Below are 15714 nucleotides of genomic sequence, written 5' to 3' on the forward strand. Positions count from 1 at the left end.
TTTTCTTTTTATTCAACAATCCCTCGTATACTGTTAATATCATCAACGTGGCAGTCTCTCATGTACTTTTCTATTCCATCCACTGTTTTTTCAGTAAGATATGGATCGTGGAAATTCATAGCTCCTACTGCAACAGCTGTTGCACCTGCCATTATAAATTCTATGGCATCTTCAGCATTTGCTATTCCGCCCATTCCTATAATCGGAATGTTAACAGCCCTTGATGCCTCATAAACCATTCTTACAGCCACAGGCTTAATTGCCGGGCCGGACAAGCCTCCGGTCTTGTTTGCAAGAGCAAATTTTCTCTTATAAATATCAATCTTCATTCCGGTGATTGTATTTATAAGGGATATGGCATCCGCACCTGCCGCTTCTGCTGCCTTTGCCATTTCAGCAATGCTCGTTACATTAGGACTGAGCTTCATGATTATAGGCTTTTTTGAAACCTTTTTTATCCTGCTTGTTATATCAAAAAGCGCATCCTTGTTCTGTCCGAAAGCTATTGCTCCTTCCTTGACATTGGGACATGATACATTGATTTCAAGCATATCAACTCTGGCTTCATCTGAAAGCTTTTCCACAACTTCAAGGTAATCCTCTACAGTTTTTCCACAAACATTGACTATTACCTTTGTATCATAGCTCTTGAGAAACTCCAAATCTCTTTTCACAAATACATCTATTCCCGGGTTCTGAAGACCTATAGCATTGAGCATTCCGCCGTACACTTCTGCAACTCTCGGCGTGGGGTTCCCCTCCCATGGCACATTGGCAACACCTTTTGTAACTACTGCACCTAGCTTATTCAGATCAACAAAATCGGCATACTCCATTCCAGAACCAAAGGTTCCCGAAGCTGTCATTACCGGATTTTTAAATTCAACTCCTGCTATCTTAACTTTCGTATTCATATAATCTATTCTCTCGCAATCCTTAAATAATCTGCAATTTACATATCAAGATCATCGGCATCAAACACAGGGCCATCTGTACAGATTCTGGCATTTTTTACATGTGAATGATTATCTGTCTCTTTTGTCTTACAAATACATCCAAGACACGCTCCTACTCCGCAGGCCATTTTCTCCTCCAGGGAAAGATATGCCTTAATTCCATTTTCCTTCGCATATGCCTTAATTCCCTTAAGCATCGGCATCGGTCCACAGGCAAATATGACATCGCAGTCAATTTTGTTTTCTTTGATGGCATCTATAACATTTCCTTTTGTTCCAACGCTTCCATCATCAGATGCAATATACAGATCAACATATTTTTTGAAATCATCGGAAAGAAAGACTTCAGAATTTCTGTATCCCATAACAGCCTTTACGTCTGCTGCACCGTTAAGTTTCTTTGCTGTTTCCAATAAAGGCGGAACTCCAATTCCACCACCCATCAGAATAACTCTTTTCCCTGCTGCCTTATCAAGTGGAAAGCCATTCCCCAGAGGTCCGAGAATCATCATATAATCTCCCGGCTGATACAATGAAAACTCAGCAGTTCCTGTTCCAACGACTCTGTAAACCAGCCTGATTGCAGTCCTATCCTCGTTCACCTCACAGACACTTATAGGCCTTGGTAAAAGAGCTGCCTTATTGACTGTGTAGACTCCAACAAACTGGCCCGGATGTGTGTTTTCGGCAATTTCTGTTTCAAGCCACAGATCATAAATACCCTCTGCCAGCAGTTTCTGACTTATTACCTTTGCTTCTTTTTTAATCTTCTTTGTCATGATTTATATATAACCTTTCCTTTGCAAATGGTATATAAAACTTTTCCCGGAAGTCTTTCACCTAAAAACGGTGTATTGGAAGACTTGGACTGGCTTTGAACAAAATTCCACTCTTCAGCCGGGTTAAATATGACCAGGTCGGCAAAACCGCCTTCTTTTATCTTGCCGGCATCAAGTCCATATATTTCGGCAGGATTGACAGTCATAGCCTTTAACAGATCCATAAGGCTGACATATCCCTTATTTACAAGCTCTCTTATTCCAAGAGCAAGTGATGTTTCAAGACCTGTTATGCCACTTGGCGCACTTTTTAAATCTTTTGCCTTTTCCTGTCTGGCATGCGGTGCATGATCTGTTGCAATCATTTCAATCGTGCCATCCTTTATTCCCTCTATTATTGCCAGCCTGTCACTTTCAAGTCTAAGCGGAGGATTCATTTTAGCAAGTGATCCATATTTTAAAAGAGCATTCTCTGTAAGTGTAAAATGATGAGGTGTTGCCTCAGCATGCACTTTGACTCCTTCTTTTTGGGCATTTCTTATAAGCTCAACTGATTCGGCTGCACTGATATGCTGCACAGTGATGCTTGCTCCGGTTCTTCTTGCTATTTCAATATCTCTTTGCACCATTGAGATTTCAGCTTCTCTCGGCGAGCCGACAAGCCCTAATTTCTGAGCAACTTCGCCTGCATTGACACCGTTATCGGTAATAAATGAAGGATTCTCCTCATGAAGGCTTATAACTTTTCCTAATCTGGCAGCCTCATTGCAAGCCTTCTCCATAAGACCTTCATCAACAATCGGTTTACCGTCATCCGTGAAAAGAACTGCTCCTGCTCTCACAAGTGCATCCGTATCAACAAGCTCTTTTCCTGCCATCTGCTTTGTCACATTGCCACAGACATAAATATTAAGCCCTGTCCGAGAGCCTCTGTCCAACACATCTTTTATAGTGTCTGTGTTGTCCATATGCGGCTCTGTGTTGCCCATCATTACAACGCTTGTAAATCCACCTCTTGCAGCAGTCTTTGCACCGGTTTCGATGTCTTCCTTATAGGTAAATCCGGGATCTCTGAAATGAACATGCCCATCAACAAGTCCCGGAGCCACGATACATCCCGCAGCATCTATTGTAATAAGCGCATCGCCTTCTTCATTCCCGGCTCCATTTTCAGATTCCATTCCGCCTTCCGACATAAGCATACTTTCGGTTGCCATATCATCAAGGCTTCCGCACATGCCTATTCTAGCTATTTTTTCTCCGTCTACCAGCACGTCCACAAGCCCGCACAGTCCCGTCGCCGGGTCCATCAATTGTCCATTTTTGATCAGTAACATTTGCATCCCCTTGAAATATTAATTTATCTCTATGGTATATAATGCAATAATACTCCTGTGATTTTCAAGTTAAAAATACTCTTTCTATTTTTTACAAGCCATGAGAAAATAGATGAAGAATTTTATCAATAAGTATAGAAAGGCAAAACAATAATGATTCGTTTAGTTCTCGCAGTTTTATTTGTAGCGATATTTTTAATAGTCAGTCTCCCTATTCAGGGCATTCTCTGGATTGTCGGAAAGTTTAATCCTATGGCCAAAAAGACACTGTCACTTGCCATCGTAAGTTGGGCATTTAACGTAGTCATATTTATTTCAGGAGTTAAAAGAACTGTTATAGGTGAGGAAAATGTCCCCAAAGACAAAGCCGTTCTCTATGTCGGTAATCACAGAAGCATCTTTGATGTAGTACTTTGTTATCCGAGAGTTCCAAGTCCTACAGGTTTCATAGCCAAAAAAGAAATTTTAAAAGTACCTCTTCTTAATATCTGGATGATCTATATGGACTGTCTCTTCCTTGACAGATCAGACCTCAAGAAGGGACTTGAAATGATCCTGACTGCAATCGAAAAAGTCAAAAATGGTATTTCAATTTTTATATACCCTGAAGGTACGAGGAACAAGACAGACCAGCCTCTCGGTGAATTTCACAAAGGTAGTTTTAAAATTGCCCAAAGAACCAACTGCCCAATCATTCCGGTTGTTGTGACTCATACTGAAGAGATTCTTGAAAATCATTTCCCATTCATTAAATCCACTCATGTGACTATTGAATACTGTAAACCGGTTGTCATGAGTGAACTCTCTAAAGAGAACCAGAAAAACATAGACCTTTACGTAAAAGACATAATTGAAAAAACCTACATAAAAAATACAAATGCATAAATAAAGAGTCGCTCGCGACTCTTCGCGCCCGAGCGGTATTGCGAAGCAATTAATTTCATTGCCGCGAGGTGCGCATCTTTAGCGGAGCGTTTTTTAATATCATAGGAATGCAATTTCCTATGATATTAAAAAATGGCGAGTGCTTCTCCACTCGCCATTTTTTATTACATCTTACTTCCCTTTGTACCACCACCAAGGTGTACGCCCTCAAGAACGTTAGTCTCAAAGGAATATACTACCTTGTGATTTTCTCTGTCAGCTTTAAGCGCCAGCTGAATCATGCTGTCAAGAAGCTGCTCGTATTTTACTCCAAGCGGTTCCCAAAGATAGAATGAAAGAGATCCCGGAATAGTATTTATCTCATTTAAATATACTTTGTTTGTTGCCATATCGATCATGAAATCTATTCTTGATACCCCGGAGCATCCAAGACAGATAAATGCATCAACGGCCATTTTTCTGATCTGATCTCTCATTTCAGAAGTGATATCAGCAGGAATTTTTCTTTTAAGTGATGCCATTCCTTTTGAACCACCGGTCTTGGCTCCGCCTTTTGCTGAACCCTTAGCTCCGCCAATATATTTATCCTCGAAGCTTAATATGTCATCAGAATTTATTGGTTCTTCGCATTCAGAAGCCTGCGCTGATTCATAATCACCAAGAACTGAGCAGTTAATCTCTTTAAGCTGTGAAATTGCCGGCTCAACAAGAATTTTCTTGGAAAATTCAAATCCAAGATCAAGAGCTTCTAAAAGTCCTTCTCTGTTTGATGCCTTTTTGATACCGATACTTGATCCAAGGTTGAGTGGCTTAATGATAACAGGATAACTGAACTCACCTTCGATTTTCTGCACAAGTCCGTCTACATCCTCATAATCCTTCCATGTGTAGCACTTGCAATCAAGAACCGGGATTCCGTTGTCCTTAAGTACAGTCTTCATAACATATTTATTCATTCCAACTGCAGATGAAAGAACATCACATCCCACAACAGGAAGGCCCATTGTAGCAAGATATCCCTGTAAAGTTCCGTCTTCTACGTTTGTTCCATGAACGATAGGGAAGGCAACGTCAACCTGAGTAATAACATTATTTCCAAATTTCTTCATAGGATATCTCATAAGAGAAACCTTGTCGCCTTCCTTAACCCAGATGACTTGTGTACTCTTTTTCAAAAGTTCCGGAATATGTGTATACTCCTCAATCTTGTCAACGTACTCGCCTACATAAAAGTCATTATTCTTGGTAATATAAACCGGTACAACATCATATTTTTCTCTGTTAATGCTGCCCATAGCCTGAATAGCTGAGATAATTGAAATCTCATGCTCTGTACTTTTTCCACCAAATAAAACTGCAACTTTAAGCTTCATAAACTGCCTTCTTTCCTAAATCCTTAATTTATCTATAATTATCCGGAAGATCATTTTCAAGCAAAATTACTTTTTCTCTTCCTGCATCAATCTCATACATAAGAGCTGTAGCTTCTGCAAGGGTATTTTTCACAAAAAGTCTCTCCGGATCAAATCCTGCTTCCAAAGCTCCTGCCTTTATTGACGGGCTGTTCTTTTCACCTACAAGAATAATGTAATCACAGACAGCTGCCGCTTGTTTACCAAATTCCTTATTATATTCATCCTCTTTTTCTCCAAGCTCAACCATGCCCGGAGTAACAAGGATCTTAACATGGTTCTCAAAAAGCGCCAGTGTCTCAAGAGCCACCTTGGCTCCATTGGGGTTGGAATTGTATGCATCATCCAAAATAGAAACATTGCCATGCCTGTTGAGTTCAAGTCTGTGTGGTACACTCTGAAGTCGTCTTACAGCCATTTTAAGCTTAGGCATCGGAATTCCAAGGCTGTTTGCTGCAGCAATCGCTCCAACTATGTTTTCAACATTATGCCTTCCGACAAGCTTCGTAGTATACTCTGCCATCTCACCATCAGGTGCCGTTACTGTAAAGGTCGTTCCCTGACTGTTTACCTTAATATCTTTTGCCTGATAATCGTTACCGTCATTAAGTCCGTAGGTGATGGCATCCTGATACTTCATGTTTGAGCGGATTATCTCATTGTCACCATTGACAAATTTAAGATGCTTGCCTTCTGCTTTGCCTTCAGATTTCTCTTTTTCATCAACAGCATCCAACAGTTCATATTTAGTACTGATAATATTTTCAAGGCTGTGAAAAGTCTCCAGATGCTGATAACCGATGGATGTAACTATTCCATCGTCAGGATTAACAATATCAGTTATCTCTTTTATATCATGAAGATGCCTTGCGCCCATTTCACATACAAAAATCTCATGCGTAGGCTTAAGGTGTTCCCTTATAGTCCTGACAATTCCCATAGGAGTGTTATAGCTCTCCGGCGTCATCAAAACACTAAAGCCCTCTGATAAAAGTGTTGTCAGATAATACTTAACGCTCGTCTTGCCGAAACTACCTGTGATACCTATAATGCGAAGGTTCTCATGCTCTCTAAGCATCCTCTTGGCGTCATCGATAAAATACTTATTTATTCTGTTCTCGATTGGTTTATTTATAAGATTAGCAAGGGCCGGAACAAGTGGCAAAAAAGCCATAAACAATACGGCAGAAGCTGCCCAATATCCTAACAATCCCTTTCCAACTATAAGTACCAAAGCTGCTATTATTACATATGTAATGAACAGTCTCTTAACTCTGTCTGTAACAACAAATTTCTTTTTGGCCGGCTTTGGAAGGTATGCAGTAATAAGAAAAACATATAGCGCCATCATTCCTGCAATAGAGAATGCAAGTATCCTTATCCCGCTTTTATCTGCCACAAGGGAGCATATAATAATTAAAAGAAATGCACCATGAGCCACCAGATTCCCCGGAATAGATCTTAAGAATCTAAAGTATCCCTGAAACTGATAGCTCGAAAGCTGAAGCATATGTGTGTAGAATCTAAGTCCTAACACAGACATTACAGCCACAAGCATAAAAACAAATATACTAAAAATAATTAATAACATACTTTACCTCTTAGCCTATCCCCAAAAAACTTCCAAGAATCCTGTTATAAAGATATGGATTGTCCAAAAAAGAATAATGCCCTGCTCCGTTTATAACTGCAAGTCCTGCCTCCGGCATAAGTTTTTCCATGCGCTGACCGTCAGAAAGCGGTGTAGCAGTATCCTTATCTCCCCAAATCAAAAGAGTTGGCTGTGTCACAAAAGGCATATATGGAACCATGTCCTCATTTACTGCCATTACAAGACTCTTTCTCATAACAGGAGAAGCTGCGGCATAGTCAGCACTTCCAAATTTCTTTTGAAGCTTGTTAAGGGCATCCGGATCAAGTTTAAGAATTCCGCTTTTTTCAATAAGATTTTTATAGAAATGATATCTCTTCGTACGCTTCTTTTGTTCTTTGGTCTTTTCCGGGATAATCCCTGCAGAATCGGTAAGAATGATCTTGGGAATTGTAAAATCAGTCTTTATACGACCATCATGAATTCCTGAAGCCAACTTGATTATAATCCTGCCACCCATGGAGTGCCCAAGAAAAATTATCTCCTTTTCATCCGGATAAAGCTTTTTGATAAAATCCAAAACAAAATCCACAAAAGCATCCACATTCATAGGCTCTTGCGGTTCATCGCTTTTCCCAAATCCCGGCATATCCATTGCTACAACATGGTATCCGCTCTTGGCAAAAGAAATAACTCCTGCAAAAAGATCTATATTGGACCCCCATCCATGCAGCATCACAAGCAGAGGCCCTTTTCCTTCATCTATGTAATTTATGTTTAATCCATTAATATTTGTATTCATGACTCATCCATATTAACACCTAAGAAAGTGCCGTGCAAATCCAAAAGGTTGTCATTTAGATAGTAAAATGTGTTCAGCGCAAGACGCTCAACATGAATATAAGTAATGCATCATTTCCGGGATCATTTAGTATTCCTGTCTTTGAATCATCATCCCGGTAAGTTCTCTCTGTACTGTCAGTTACATAATTCATTGCACCTGGATTCATGCCCATCAGAAAATGCAGATGATTTTCTATTATTGTCGTATATTCATGATTGTAAATAATATGATCTGTTATAGTAAGGCACCTCATATCGTATAGGAGCTTTGAAAAATCCTGCTCTGCAGTAATATCAGTTACAAGAAACTGACTTTTTGTTGAAACTTCTGCAATTTTCTCAGACTTTTTCATGAGCATCTTCATGAGTTTGCCGCATTGGTCCACATCCACCGCCTGACTGGTTGAGAGATAGGTTACAGCTCCGATAAATACATTCTCATCAGTCTTAAAAAGTTCCTCAAAATCTTTTCTTAAAAAGAAACTGTTTAAAACTGCTTCATAATCCTGATTTCCCGTAGCTCTGTAGAGCTGGGCTGCCGCCTTAAATACCGCTGAATCTTCAATGTTCTGATTCATCAGGTAGCAATTCCAGGCCTTGTCTGCTGCCCTAAGGCATACTGTAGCAAACTCCGGATCATATTGCTGGTAAAAATAACTGAATCTTGCCATCATGGCTGCGAAGTTAATGGTCGCTTCCATGGAAACCGGCGTCACCACCACCGGATAAGTGAAAATATCGCCGCCTTTACTACTGTCTGTAATCGCCGCCCCATATTCACCACCAGTCTTTTCGTCCTGCATTTTAAGCAGCCATTCAACCTCATATCTGACTTCATCCAAAATATCCGGTATTCCATTTCCGCTTTCAGGAATCCCGATATCATCGGTAAAAACCTCCTCATCCATTTCGTAGGCCAAAAGAAAATTCTCTGCTATTTTACTTCCAACATTAGTGTCTCTGTCAGCCTGCTCGTCCATGTGCCATCCGCCTGTAACATCAAGCTGAATACTATCATCTTCCTGAAGTCTGGCCGCAGACGTATGACAGGCGCTGTGGGTGTTATCCCCTGCATAGCTTTCTGATAACGCAATTCCGCATCTGTTATAGTAGAATTTTTTACAAGCCTCATTAAAAAGATCCGAAATAGTTGTCTGAGATACAGAAAAAGAATAAGATTCACCTAAGTGATCAGCATAAATATAATAATCCCCTTCCTCTGTGAGATCAGTAAAATAACCAACGGCAAAATTTACTCCCAGCTCCTGATCAAAGCTCTTTTTTAAAACCTCTCCTTCATAGCAGGACTCTCCATCTTCAAGTCTGCAAACAGTAAATGTTTCGGGCAATTCTTTCCCTCTGAAAATCACAACCTTATCCGAATCAGGCAAAAAACCTGTCTGATCCACTAAAATATTGGGTGTCTGAACCGGAGCTTCATAGTCAAATTTAGCAGTTTTTTTTTCTTTTTCCACTAAAGCATTATCACTGGAAGAAGCGCCGCAACCTGCGGCGCTTCCAAGAACAGCAGCCAAAAGGACTGCTGCCGCTATTTTCTTTTTCCCTCTCATATAAGAAAACATTATCTTACTTTACCCTATTATAATTTATTAAGCATCCATCAAGAATAATCTGCCTTTCATCGTCTGTCAGATTCCCCAGTCTCAATGTAAACTCTTTTAATCCATCATCCGAAATGGCATAAGCCTTGATTTCTTCATTCTTATTATATACGGCATCTCTGATTCCCGGAATAAAAATATAATCTTTATTCTTAAACGGAAGGTCTCCCTCATCAATTATAAATGGAAGCATTCCCCAGTTGATAAGGTTTGAACGATAACGTTTAGTAGCATATTCGTTGGCTATGTTCGCCCATCCTCCAAGAACCTTCTGACAAGATGCTGCCTGCTCACGAGCTGAACCATCCCCCGGTTTAACTGCGAATATTGTAGACCCGATTCCGGTATTCTTAGCCGTCACATCCTGATATTTTCCACAGATTGTCTTAATAGCTGCTTTGATTTCATCACTCAAATTATCGAATGACTCGTCTTTTTGTCTCTTTTCTTCCTCAGCATGAACTTCCTTGGCTCTTCCCACATATTCAGGATCCTTCCTTGAAAGTGTAAATTCAGCAAGACCGATAGGATTTGATCTGTAGGATGATGTTTCTCCTGATGGGATAAGCTCATCCGTAGTTGTAACAGGATCATGAATCTCCGACACAACTTTAAGAAGAAGATTATCTGTAAGAGCCACCATAGAAGGCCAGTCTTTAATGTTAGGTCCGAGCTGCAGTTCTACGCTGTCATCTGCAACGCCATGAGAATCAAATACTCTGTTCTTATAGATAGCACTGTCAAAGTGATACTTATACTTATTAAAATCTCCGACAAATTCAGTTGCAGGTGTAAGAACTCCCTTGTTAGCAGCTGTTGCTGCTATAGAGCGTGCATCCATAAGTGCAACTGAAGCAACCTGTCCGCTCTGAACCTTTGAACCTTCTCTGTTAGGGAAGTTTCTTGTTGAGTGTCTGATACTGAATGCATTATTCGCAGGAGTATCACCGGCACCAAAGCAAGGTCCGCAAAATGCTGTCTTTAGTATTGCTCCTGACTCCATGATTGTAGCTGCTGCACCGTTTTTAACAATTTCCATATAAATAGGTGTTGAAGCCGGATAAACACTTAGTGTGAATCTGTCATTACCAATAAATTTACCTTTTAGAATATCCGCTGCTGCACAAATATTTTCAAATCCGCCACCGGCGCAGCCTGCAATAATTCCCTGATCAACCATGAACTTTCCGTCTTTAAGCTTATCATGAAGAGAGAATGTAACCTTATCACCAAAGCTTACTTTTGCTCTCTTTTCCACATCAGCAATAATATCCGCAGCATTTCTGTTTACTTCTTCAATCTCATATACATTACTTGGATGGAATGGCATAGCGATCATAGGATTAATTGAATCAAGGTCAACCTTTACCAATCCGTCATAGTAAGCCACTTTTCCCGGTTTTAACTCTTTATACTCCGAAACTCTGCCGTGAATATCATAGAATTCCTTAATCTCTTCATCAGTCTGCCATATTGATGAAAGGCATGTGGTTTCTGTCGTCATAACATCAACACCGATTCTAAAGTCCGCGCTTAAATTTGCCACACCGGGTCCCACAAACTCCATAACCTTATTCTTTACATATCCGTCTGCGAAGACCTTGCCTATAATTGCAAGTGCCACATCCTGTGGTCCAACACCCTTCTTTGGAGTTCCCTCAAGGTAAATAGCTACAACTCCCGGCATATCAATATCATATGTCTGTCCGAGAAGCTGCTTTACAAGTTCCGGTCCTCCTTCTCCAATAGCCATTGTTCCGAGAGCGCCGTATCTTGTATGTGAATCTGAACCAAGAATCATGCTTCCACCTGATGAGAGCATCTCACGGGCAAACTGGTGAATAACTGCCTGATGAGGTGGTACATATATTCCGCCATATTTCTGTGCTGCTGTGAGTCCAAACATGTGATCATCTTCATTTATTGTTCCGCCTACAGCGCATAAAGAATTGTGGCAGTTAGTCAGAACATATGGAATGGGGAACTTTGTAAGTCCTGAAGCTCTCGCAGTCTGGATAATACCAACATATGTGATATCATGGGATGTAAGCTTATCAAACTTAACACACAGCTTGTCCATGTTGCCCGACATATTATGTGCTTTAAGAATCCCATAACAAATAGTATTTTCTCTTGCCTGTTCTTTAGTTACACCCTCAATTCCTTCCGAAGATAAACGAACTGCCGCATCGTTGTCATCTAATACAAGAGTCTTTCCATTCACTAAAAAACATCCATTATTGTATGTTGTTACCATTACTTTCCTCCTGCCTTTTTATCCGCTATACATGTATACAATTTTATAGGCGCTATTCTACCATAAATAAACACTACTTGGTAGGATATTTTTTAATATGAATCTAAAATCATCTGAAGTTTTCTGGTCATTTTTTCAATCCCTGCTTCTTTTAACTCCTGACGGAAAAGAGCTACTTCCTCCTCAGGGGTAATATCATATTGACCATAGGAAATAGCCGGAAGGTACTTATCAAACACCTTTATAATCGGCTCCATTTCCAGATTTATCTCCTCTGTAGAAAACGGGACGCTGTCCCAAGGATATTCATATGCGTTCCTATCATATGTATCAATAAGCTCATAATAATCGTCCCATGCATAAGATGAGTCCTTATATTCAAACTCATCTCTTCGTCCCCACCAGTAATTTAGAACAACAGAATCCCTCTCTGAATTGTATCCACTTGGTTTATCAAGCGTTCCGTTTTTGTTTATCCTGTATTGAACGCCCTCTATTCCATATCGCATAAGGTTATAACACTTTTGATCATTTCTTATAATATCGTAGACCATAAGCGCGCGTTCAGGATTTTTAGAATCCTTATAGACCGCCATAGCACCATGTAGAATACTGGTTTTTATCAGATTATTATTTTCTTCTCCAAACCAGAAAAAATCTGTTTCCGCTTCCGGTTTCATAACATTCATGGTTGGTTTTATTTCTGTAAAGTATTTTTGGGTATGGTGCTGAACCACGCTGGTATAGCCGTTGTAAAACTCTTCCGTATTATCCTCAACAAATTTAAAATTTCTTCTCCATATCCCAAGTTCTTCCCACGACTTCATAAGTCTTGCAAATTCAACAAACTCATCCCCGGTATAATATGGAGAAACAATTGTCTTCATATCATCATAATATGCTCCCCAGATTCCATATGTACTCAGTTCATAGATCGGGGCATATTTCTGCTTAGACATAAGATAACCCAATGTGTGTATCGTTGTTTTTCCATCCTCATCCCACACAATCATGCCGGTATAATTTTTCTTCACATGCTTATAATATTTATCAAGATCTTCCCATGAACTTATCTTTCCTATTCCTGCTTCCTGCGCTATATCTTTTCTATAAATAAATCCATGATTTATCCACTGAGTATATTCATTTTCGGGAATCATATATATGTTTCCATTGTATGAGCATTTATCCCACTCTGCTGAAGTCACATTTGTATAAGTTCTGGGACAATATTTTTGTAACATTTCCTTGGAAAGTGGTAAAAAATTGCCGCTTATGGCATTGGGCCAGGCATCCAGCCAATCGCTTCCCGTGCCAACAAGATCCAGACTAACTTTCCCTGAATCCAGAACAGCATTATAATTATTAAGATAGTCATCCCAAGAAACATAGTAAATATCAAGCTTAGCATTAACCCTCTTGATAAGGATTTTGTTAAGCTCATCTACCACTTCCTCAGTTCTGCCATTAGACGGCTTATCGCCGATAGTAAGATAAGTAATTGTAACCGGTTCTTTAGTGTAGTCTATTTCCTTCTGGTATTCCTCGCCTTGATATGATCCGAATCCACACGCAATGCATGTAATAACCACGATCAACACCAACAAGCAAGTAAAAAACCTTTTTTTCACTGGAGGTTTCCTTTCTGTTCCTTCAATGCTTTGTTTCTGGCACGAAGTTCAACAAAAAAATCTTTTAAAAGTCTACTACACTCCTCCCTTAAAACGCCTTTTTTCACACTAACCTGATGATTAAAGTCCGGATTATTCAAAATATCCATAACAGAGCCCGCACATCCGGCTTTAGGATTTTCCGCCGCCATTATAACCTCAGGAATTCTTGCCTGAACAATGGCACCGGCACACATCTGACAAGGTTCCAAAGTAACATAAAGTTTGCACTCCTCCAGCCTCCAGTCCTTCATGACCTTTACTGCCTTTTTAATAGCGGTAATCTCAGCATGAGCAAGTGGTGTCTTGTCGGTATTGCGCCTGTTATATCCCCTTCCTATAATCCTTCCTTCATAAACAATCACGCATCCGATTGGCACTTCCCCGAGTTTATATGCCTTTTTTGCCTGCGCAATTGCAGCTTTCATGTATTTGTTATCTTCTTGTTCTTCATCTATAATTCTTGATTTTGCTTGTAATTTCATAGTAGTAATTGATTATCTTTTTTGATATTATATGAGGTAAACTCATATTATCACGATATTATTATATATTGTTTTAGAGGTTGCATAAATGAAAATTTCCACAAAAGGTCGCTATGCACTTAAAATCATGATGGATATTGCCCTTCATGACAATGGCGATTATATTTCGTTAAAAGATATTTCTAAACGCCAGAACATTACTGTAAAATACCTGGAACAGATCGTCTCCGGTCTGAACAAATCCGGTTTTTTATTGAGTATGCGCGGAAACAACGGTGGATATCGCCTTGCAAGAGAACCAAAAGATTGTAATATTGGCGAGATCTTACGAACTGTCGAAGGAAGTCTTACTCCCATTGAATGTGTGGCCGGTGATACCGGCAATCCTTGTCCTCTTTCTGATTCCTGTTCAACTCTTCCTTTTTGGACCGGACTCGATAAAGTAGTCAATGACTATATTAACAGCTATACCCTTCAGGATCTGATAGATCAAAATTGACAATATTTCAAAAACAAAGTATAGTAATAGAGCGGTTTTGTGAAGGGTGCATGTAGCAGTCCTTTTGTACAGAATCGGGTCTTATGCAATGGAAATCTACGAACCGTGTCAGGTCGGGAACGAAGCAGCACTAAGTAGAACCTTCCATGTGTTGTAAGGTTGCCTTATTCTGTCTTAAGTAAACGTGCATGCGTCCTTCACAGAACCGCTTATCTGTTTTATCTGTTTTCCAGATATTTCATGTAGCCAATAACCATTAAAGCGATTTTAAAGGTAAGTGCATCATCAAATTTTCTTACATCCAGTCCTGAACTCTTTTCCAGCTTTTCAATTCTGTAAACCAAAGTGTTTCTGTGAACAAAGAGCTGCCTTGATGTCTCCGAAACATTTAGATTGTTTTCAAAAAACTTGTTTATGGTATTTAATGTTTCCTCATCAAGATCATCCGGAACTTCTTTTCCACCAAATATTTCATCGATAAATATACGGCACAAACTCTCCGGAAGCTGATAAATAAGCCTTCCAATTCCCAGAGTGTTATAGGCATTGACTTTTTTTTCAGCGTAAAAGATTTTTCCGACCTCAAGAGCCATCTTGGCTTCTTTGTATGATTTACTAAGATCCTTTAATTCCTCTACTATTGTTCCGTAAGCAACTCTTACATCAAGCATTGCCTCTGTATTCATCATATCCACTATAGTTGTGGCAATCTTTTGAACTTCTTCATAGGACTGATTTTTGGAAAGAGATTTAATAAGAATTACACTATTTTCATCTACTGCTGTTACATAATCACCGGTATGGGGAGCATACATACTTCCAAGAAGCTCCTGTGCAGTATTGTCACTTGCGTGTTTTACTTCAACTAAAATAATAACTCTTGGAGCATTAACCTCAACTTTGAGCTTACGCGCCCTATTATATACATCAATAAGAAGCATATTATCAAGAAGAAGATTCTGGAAGAAATTGTTTCTGTCATATCTTTCTTTATACGCAACTATAAGATTCTGGAGCTGACTTACCCCTATTTTCCCGACCATGTAAGCATGCTCACTATCCCCCTTGGCCAGTAATACATATGCAGGTTCTCCTTCATCAAGAATCTTAAACAGATGAACATCCCCGATTACCTGTGAATCCACCGGCGATTGTGCAAAGCTGGTGATTATAGAAATATCGAGCATATCACGTTCTGTAGTTGCCGCAACGACTTCTCCATTTAAATCCATCACACAAAGCTCTACTTTTGTAATTGCTCCTAACTCTTCTATACTTGCTTTTATATTCTGCGCAGAAATCATCTGTCTACCTCCTTGCAATACTATTATAAGTATAACATAATGCATAAAAAAAAGGCTATCACAGTAGTGATAGC

At 39.6% G+C, this 15714-nt stretch carries 13 protein-coding genes and 1 other RNA gene; 3 read left to right on the forward strand and 11 right to left on the reverse strand.

Annotated elements, in window-relative coordinates; all coding sequences use genetic code 11:
• Positions 1-8: 8 nt before the first annotated feature.
• From J6O61_RS04480 to J6O61_RS04490, 3 genes are read right to left on the reverse strand one after another with little or no spacing between them, the layout of a single operon-like run.
• Entirely contained in the window at positions 9-914 is a 906-nt protein-coding gene (locus J6O61_RS04480; RefSeq protein ID WP_292210109.1) for a dihydroorotate dehydrogenase, read from the reverse strand.
• Positions 915-952: 38 nt separating this feature from the next.
• Positions 953-1735 carry a dihydroorotate dehydrogenase electron transfer subunit gene (locus tag J6O61_RS04485; protein WP_292210112.1) on the reverse strand — a complete coding sequence of 261 codons (783 nt, stop codon included), beginning with the start codon at positions 1733-1735 and terminating at the stop codon, positions 953-955.
• Entirely contained in the window at positions 1732-3072 is a 1341-nt protein-coding gene (locus tag J6O61_RS04490) for a dihydroorotase (protein WP_292210115.1), read from the reverse strand. Before J6O61_RS04490 ends, J6O61_RS04485 begins: the two co-directional genes overlap by 4 nt.
• Positions 3073-3225: 153 nt before the next feature.
• Between J6O61_RS04490 and J6O61_RS04495 the strand changes: the two genes are divergently transcribed.
• The gene (locus J6O61_RS04495) at positions 3226-3957 is read left to right on the forward strand and encodes a lysophospholipid acyltransferase family protein (protein ID WP_292210118.1); all 732 of its coding nucleotides are present in this window, start codon (positions 3226-3228) and stop codon (positions 3955-3957) included.
• Between the two features lie 164 nt (positions 3958-4121).
• Here J6O61_RS04495 and J6O61_RS04500 read toward each other — a convergent pair whose 3' ends face one another.
• The 7 genes from J6O61_RS04500 to tadA all read right to left on the reverse strand — a co-directional run bounded on the left by J6O61_RS04500 (position 4122) and on the right by tadA (position 13837).
• Entirely contained in the window at positions 4122-5330 is a 1209-nt protein-coding gene (locus J6O61_RS04500) for a D-alanine--D-alanine ligase family protein (protein WP_292210120.1), read from the reverse strand.
• 28 nt (positions 5331-5358) lie between these two features.
• Positions 5359-6960, reverse strand: a complete 1602-nt coding sequence (locus J6O61_RS04505) for a Mur ligase family protein (RefSeq protein ID WP_292210122.1) — start codon at positions 6958-6960, stop codon at positions 5359-5361.
• Between the two features lie 10 nt (positions 6961-6970).
• A complete protein-coding gene (locus tag J6O61_RS04510; protein WP_292210125.1) occupies positions 6971-7762 on the reverse strand; it encodes an alpha/beta fold hydrolase in 792 nt (263 codons plus the stop codon).
• Between the two features lie 73 nt (positions 7763-7835).
• The gene (locus tag J6O61_RS04515; RefSeq protein ID WP_292210127.1) at positions 7836-9386 is read right to left on the reverse strand and encodes a glycoside hydrolase family 9 protein; all 1551 of its coding nucleotides are present in this window, start codon (positions 9384-9386) and stop codon (positions 7836-7838) included.
• 4 nt (positions 9387-9390) lie between these two features.
• Positions 9391-11682 carry a hydratase gene (locus J6O61_RS04520; RefSeq protein ID WP_292210130.1) on the reverse strand — a complete coding sequence of 764 codons (2292 nt, stop codon included), beginning with the start codon at positions 11680-11682 and terminating at the stop codon, positions 9391-9393.
• 92 nt (positions 11683-11774) lie between these two features.
• Positions 11775-13274 (reverse strand): extracellular solute-binding protein, encoded by a 1500-nt coding sequence (locus tag J6O61_RS04525; protein WP_292210132.1) that lies wholly within the window; start codon positions 13272-13274, stop codon positions 11775-11777.
• A 35-nt stretch (positions 13275-13309) separates the two neighbouring features.
• The gene (tadA, locus tag J6O61_RS04530; RefSeq protein ID WP_292210136.1) at positions 13310-13837 is read right to left on the reverse strand and encodes a tRNA adenosine(34) deaminase TadA; all 528 of its coding nucleotides are present in this window, start codon (positions 13835-13837) and stop codon (positions 13310-13312) included.
• A gap of 88 nt (positions 13838-13925) precedes the next feature.
• Between tadA and J6O61_RS19555 the strand changes: the two genes are divergently transcribed.
• Together J6O61_RS19555 and ffs are read left to right on the forward strand one after the other, a co-directional pair.
• A complete protein-coding gene (locus tag J6O61_RS19555; protein WP_442861693.1) occupies positions 13926-14336 on the forward strand; it encodes an RrF2 family transcriptional regulator in 411 nt (136 codons plus the stop codon).
• Between the two features lie 72 nt (positions 14337-14408).
• Positions 14409-14508: signal recognition particle sRNA small type (gene ffs, locus J6O61_RS19705), an RNA gene on the forward strand.
• A gap of 46 nt (positions 14509-14554) precedes the next feature.
• Here ffs and J6O61_RS04545 read toward each other — a convergent pair.
• Positions 14555-15640: a PucR family transcriptional regulator gene (locus tag J6O61_RS04545; RefSeq protein WP_292210138.1), complete on the reverse strand. Its 1086-nt coding sequence runs from the start codon at positions 15638-15640 to the stop codon at positions 14555-14557.
• Positions 15641-15714 lie beyond the last annotated feature (74 nt).

This window comes from Butyrivibrio sp., assembly GCF_017635265.1.
Taxonomy (GTDB): domain Bacteria; phylum Bacillota; class Clostridia; order Lachnospirales; family Lachnospiraceae; genus Butyrivibrio.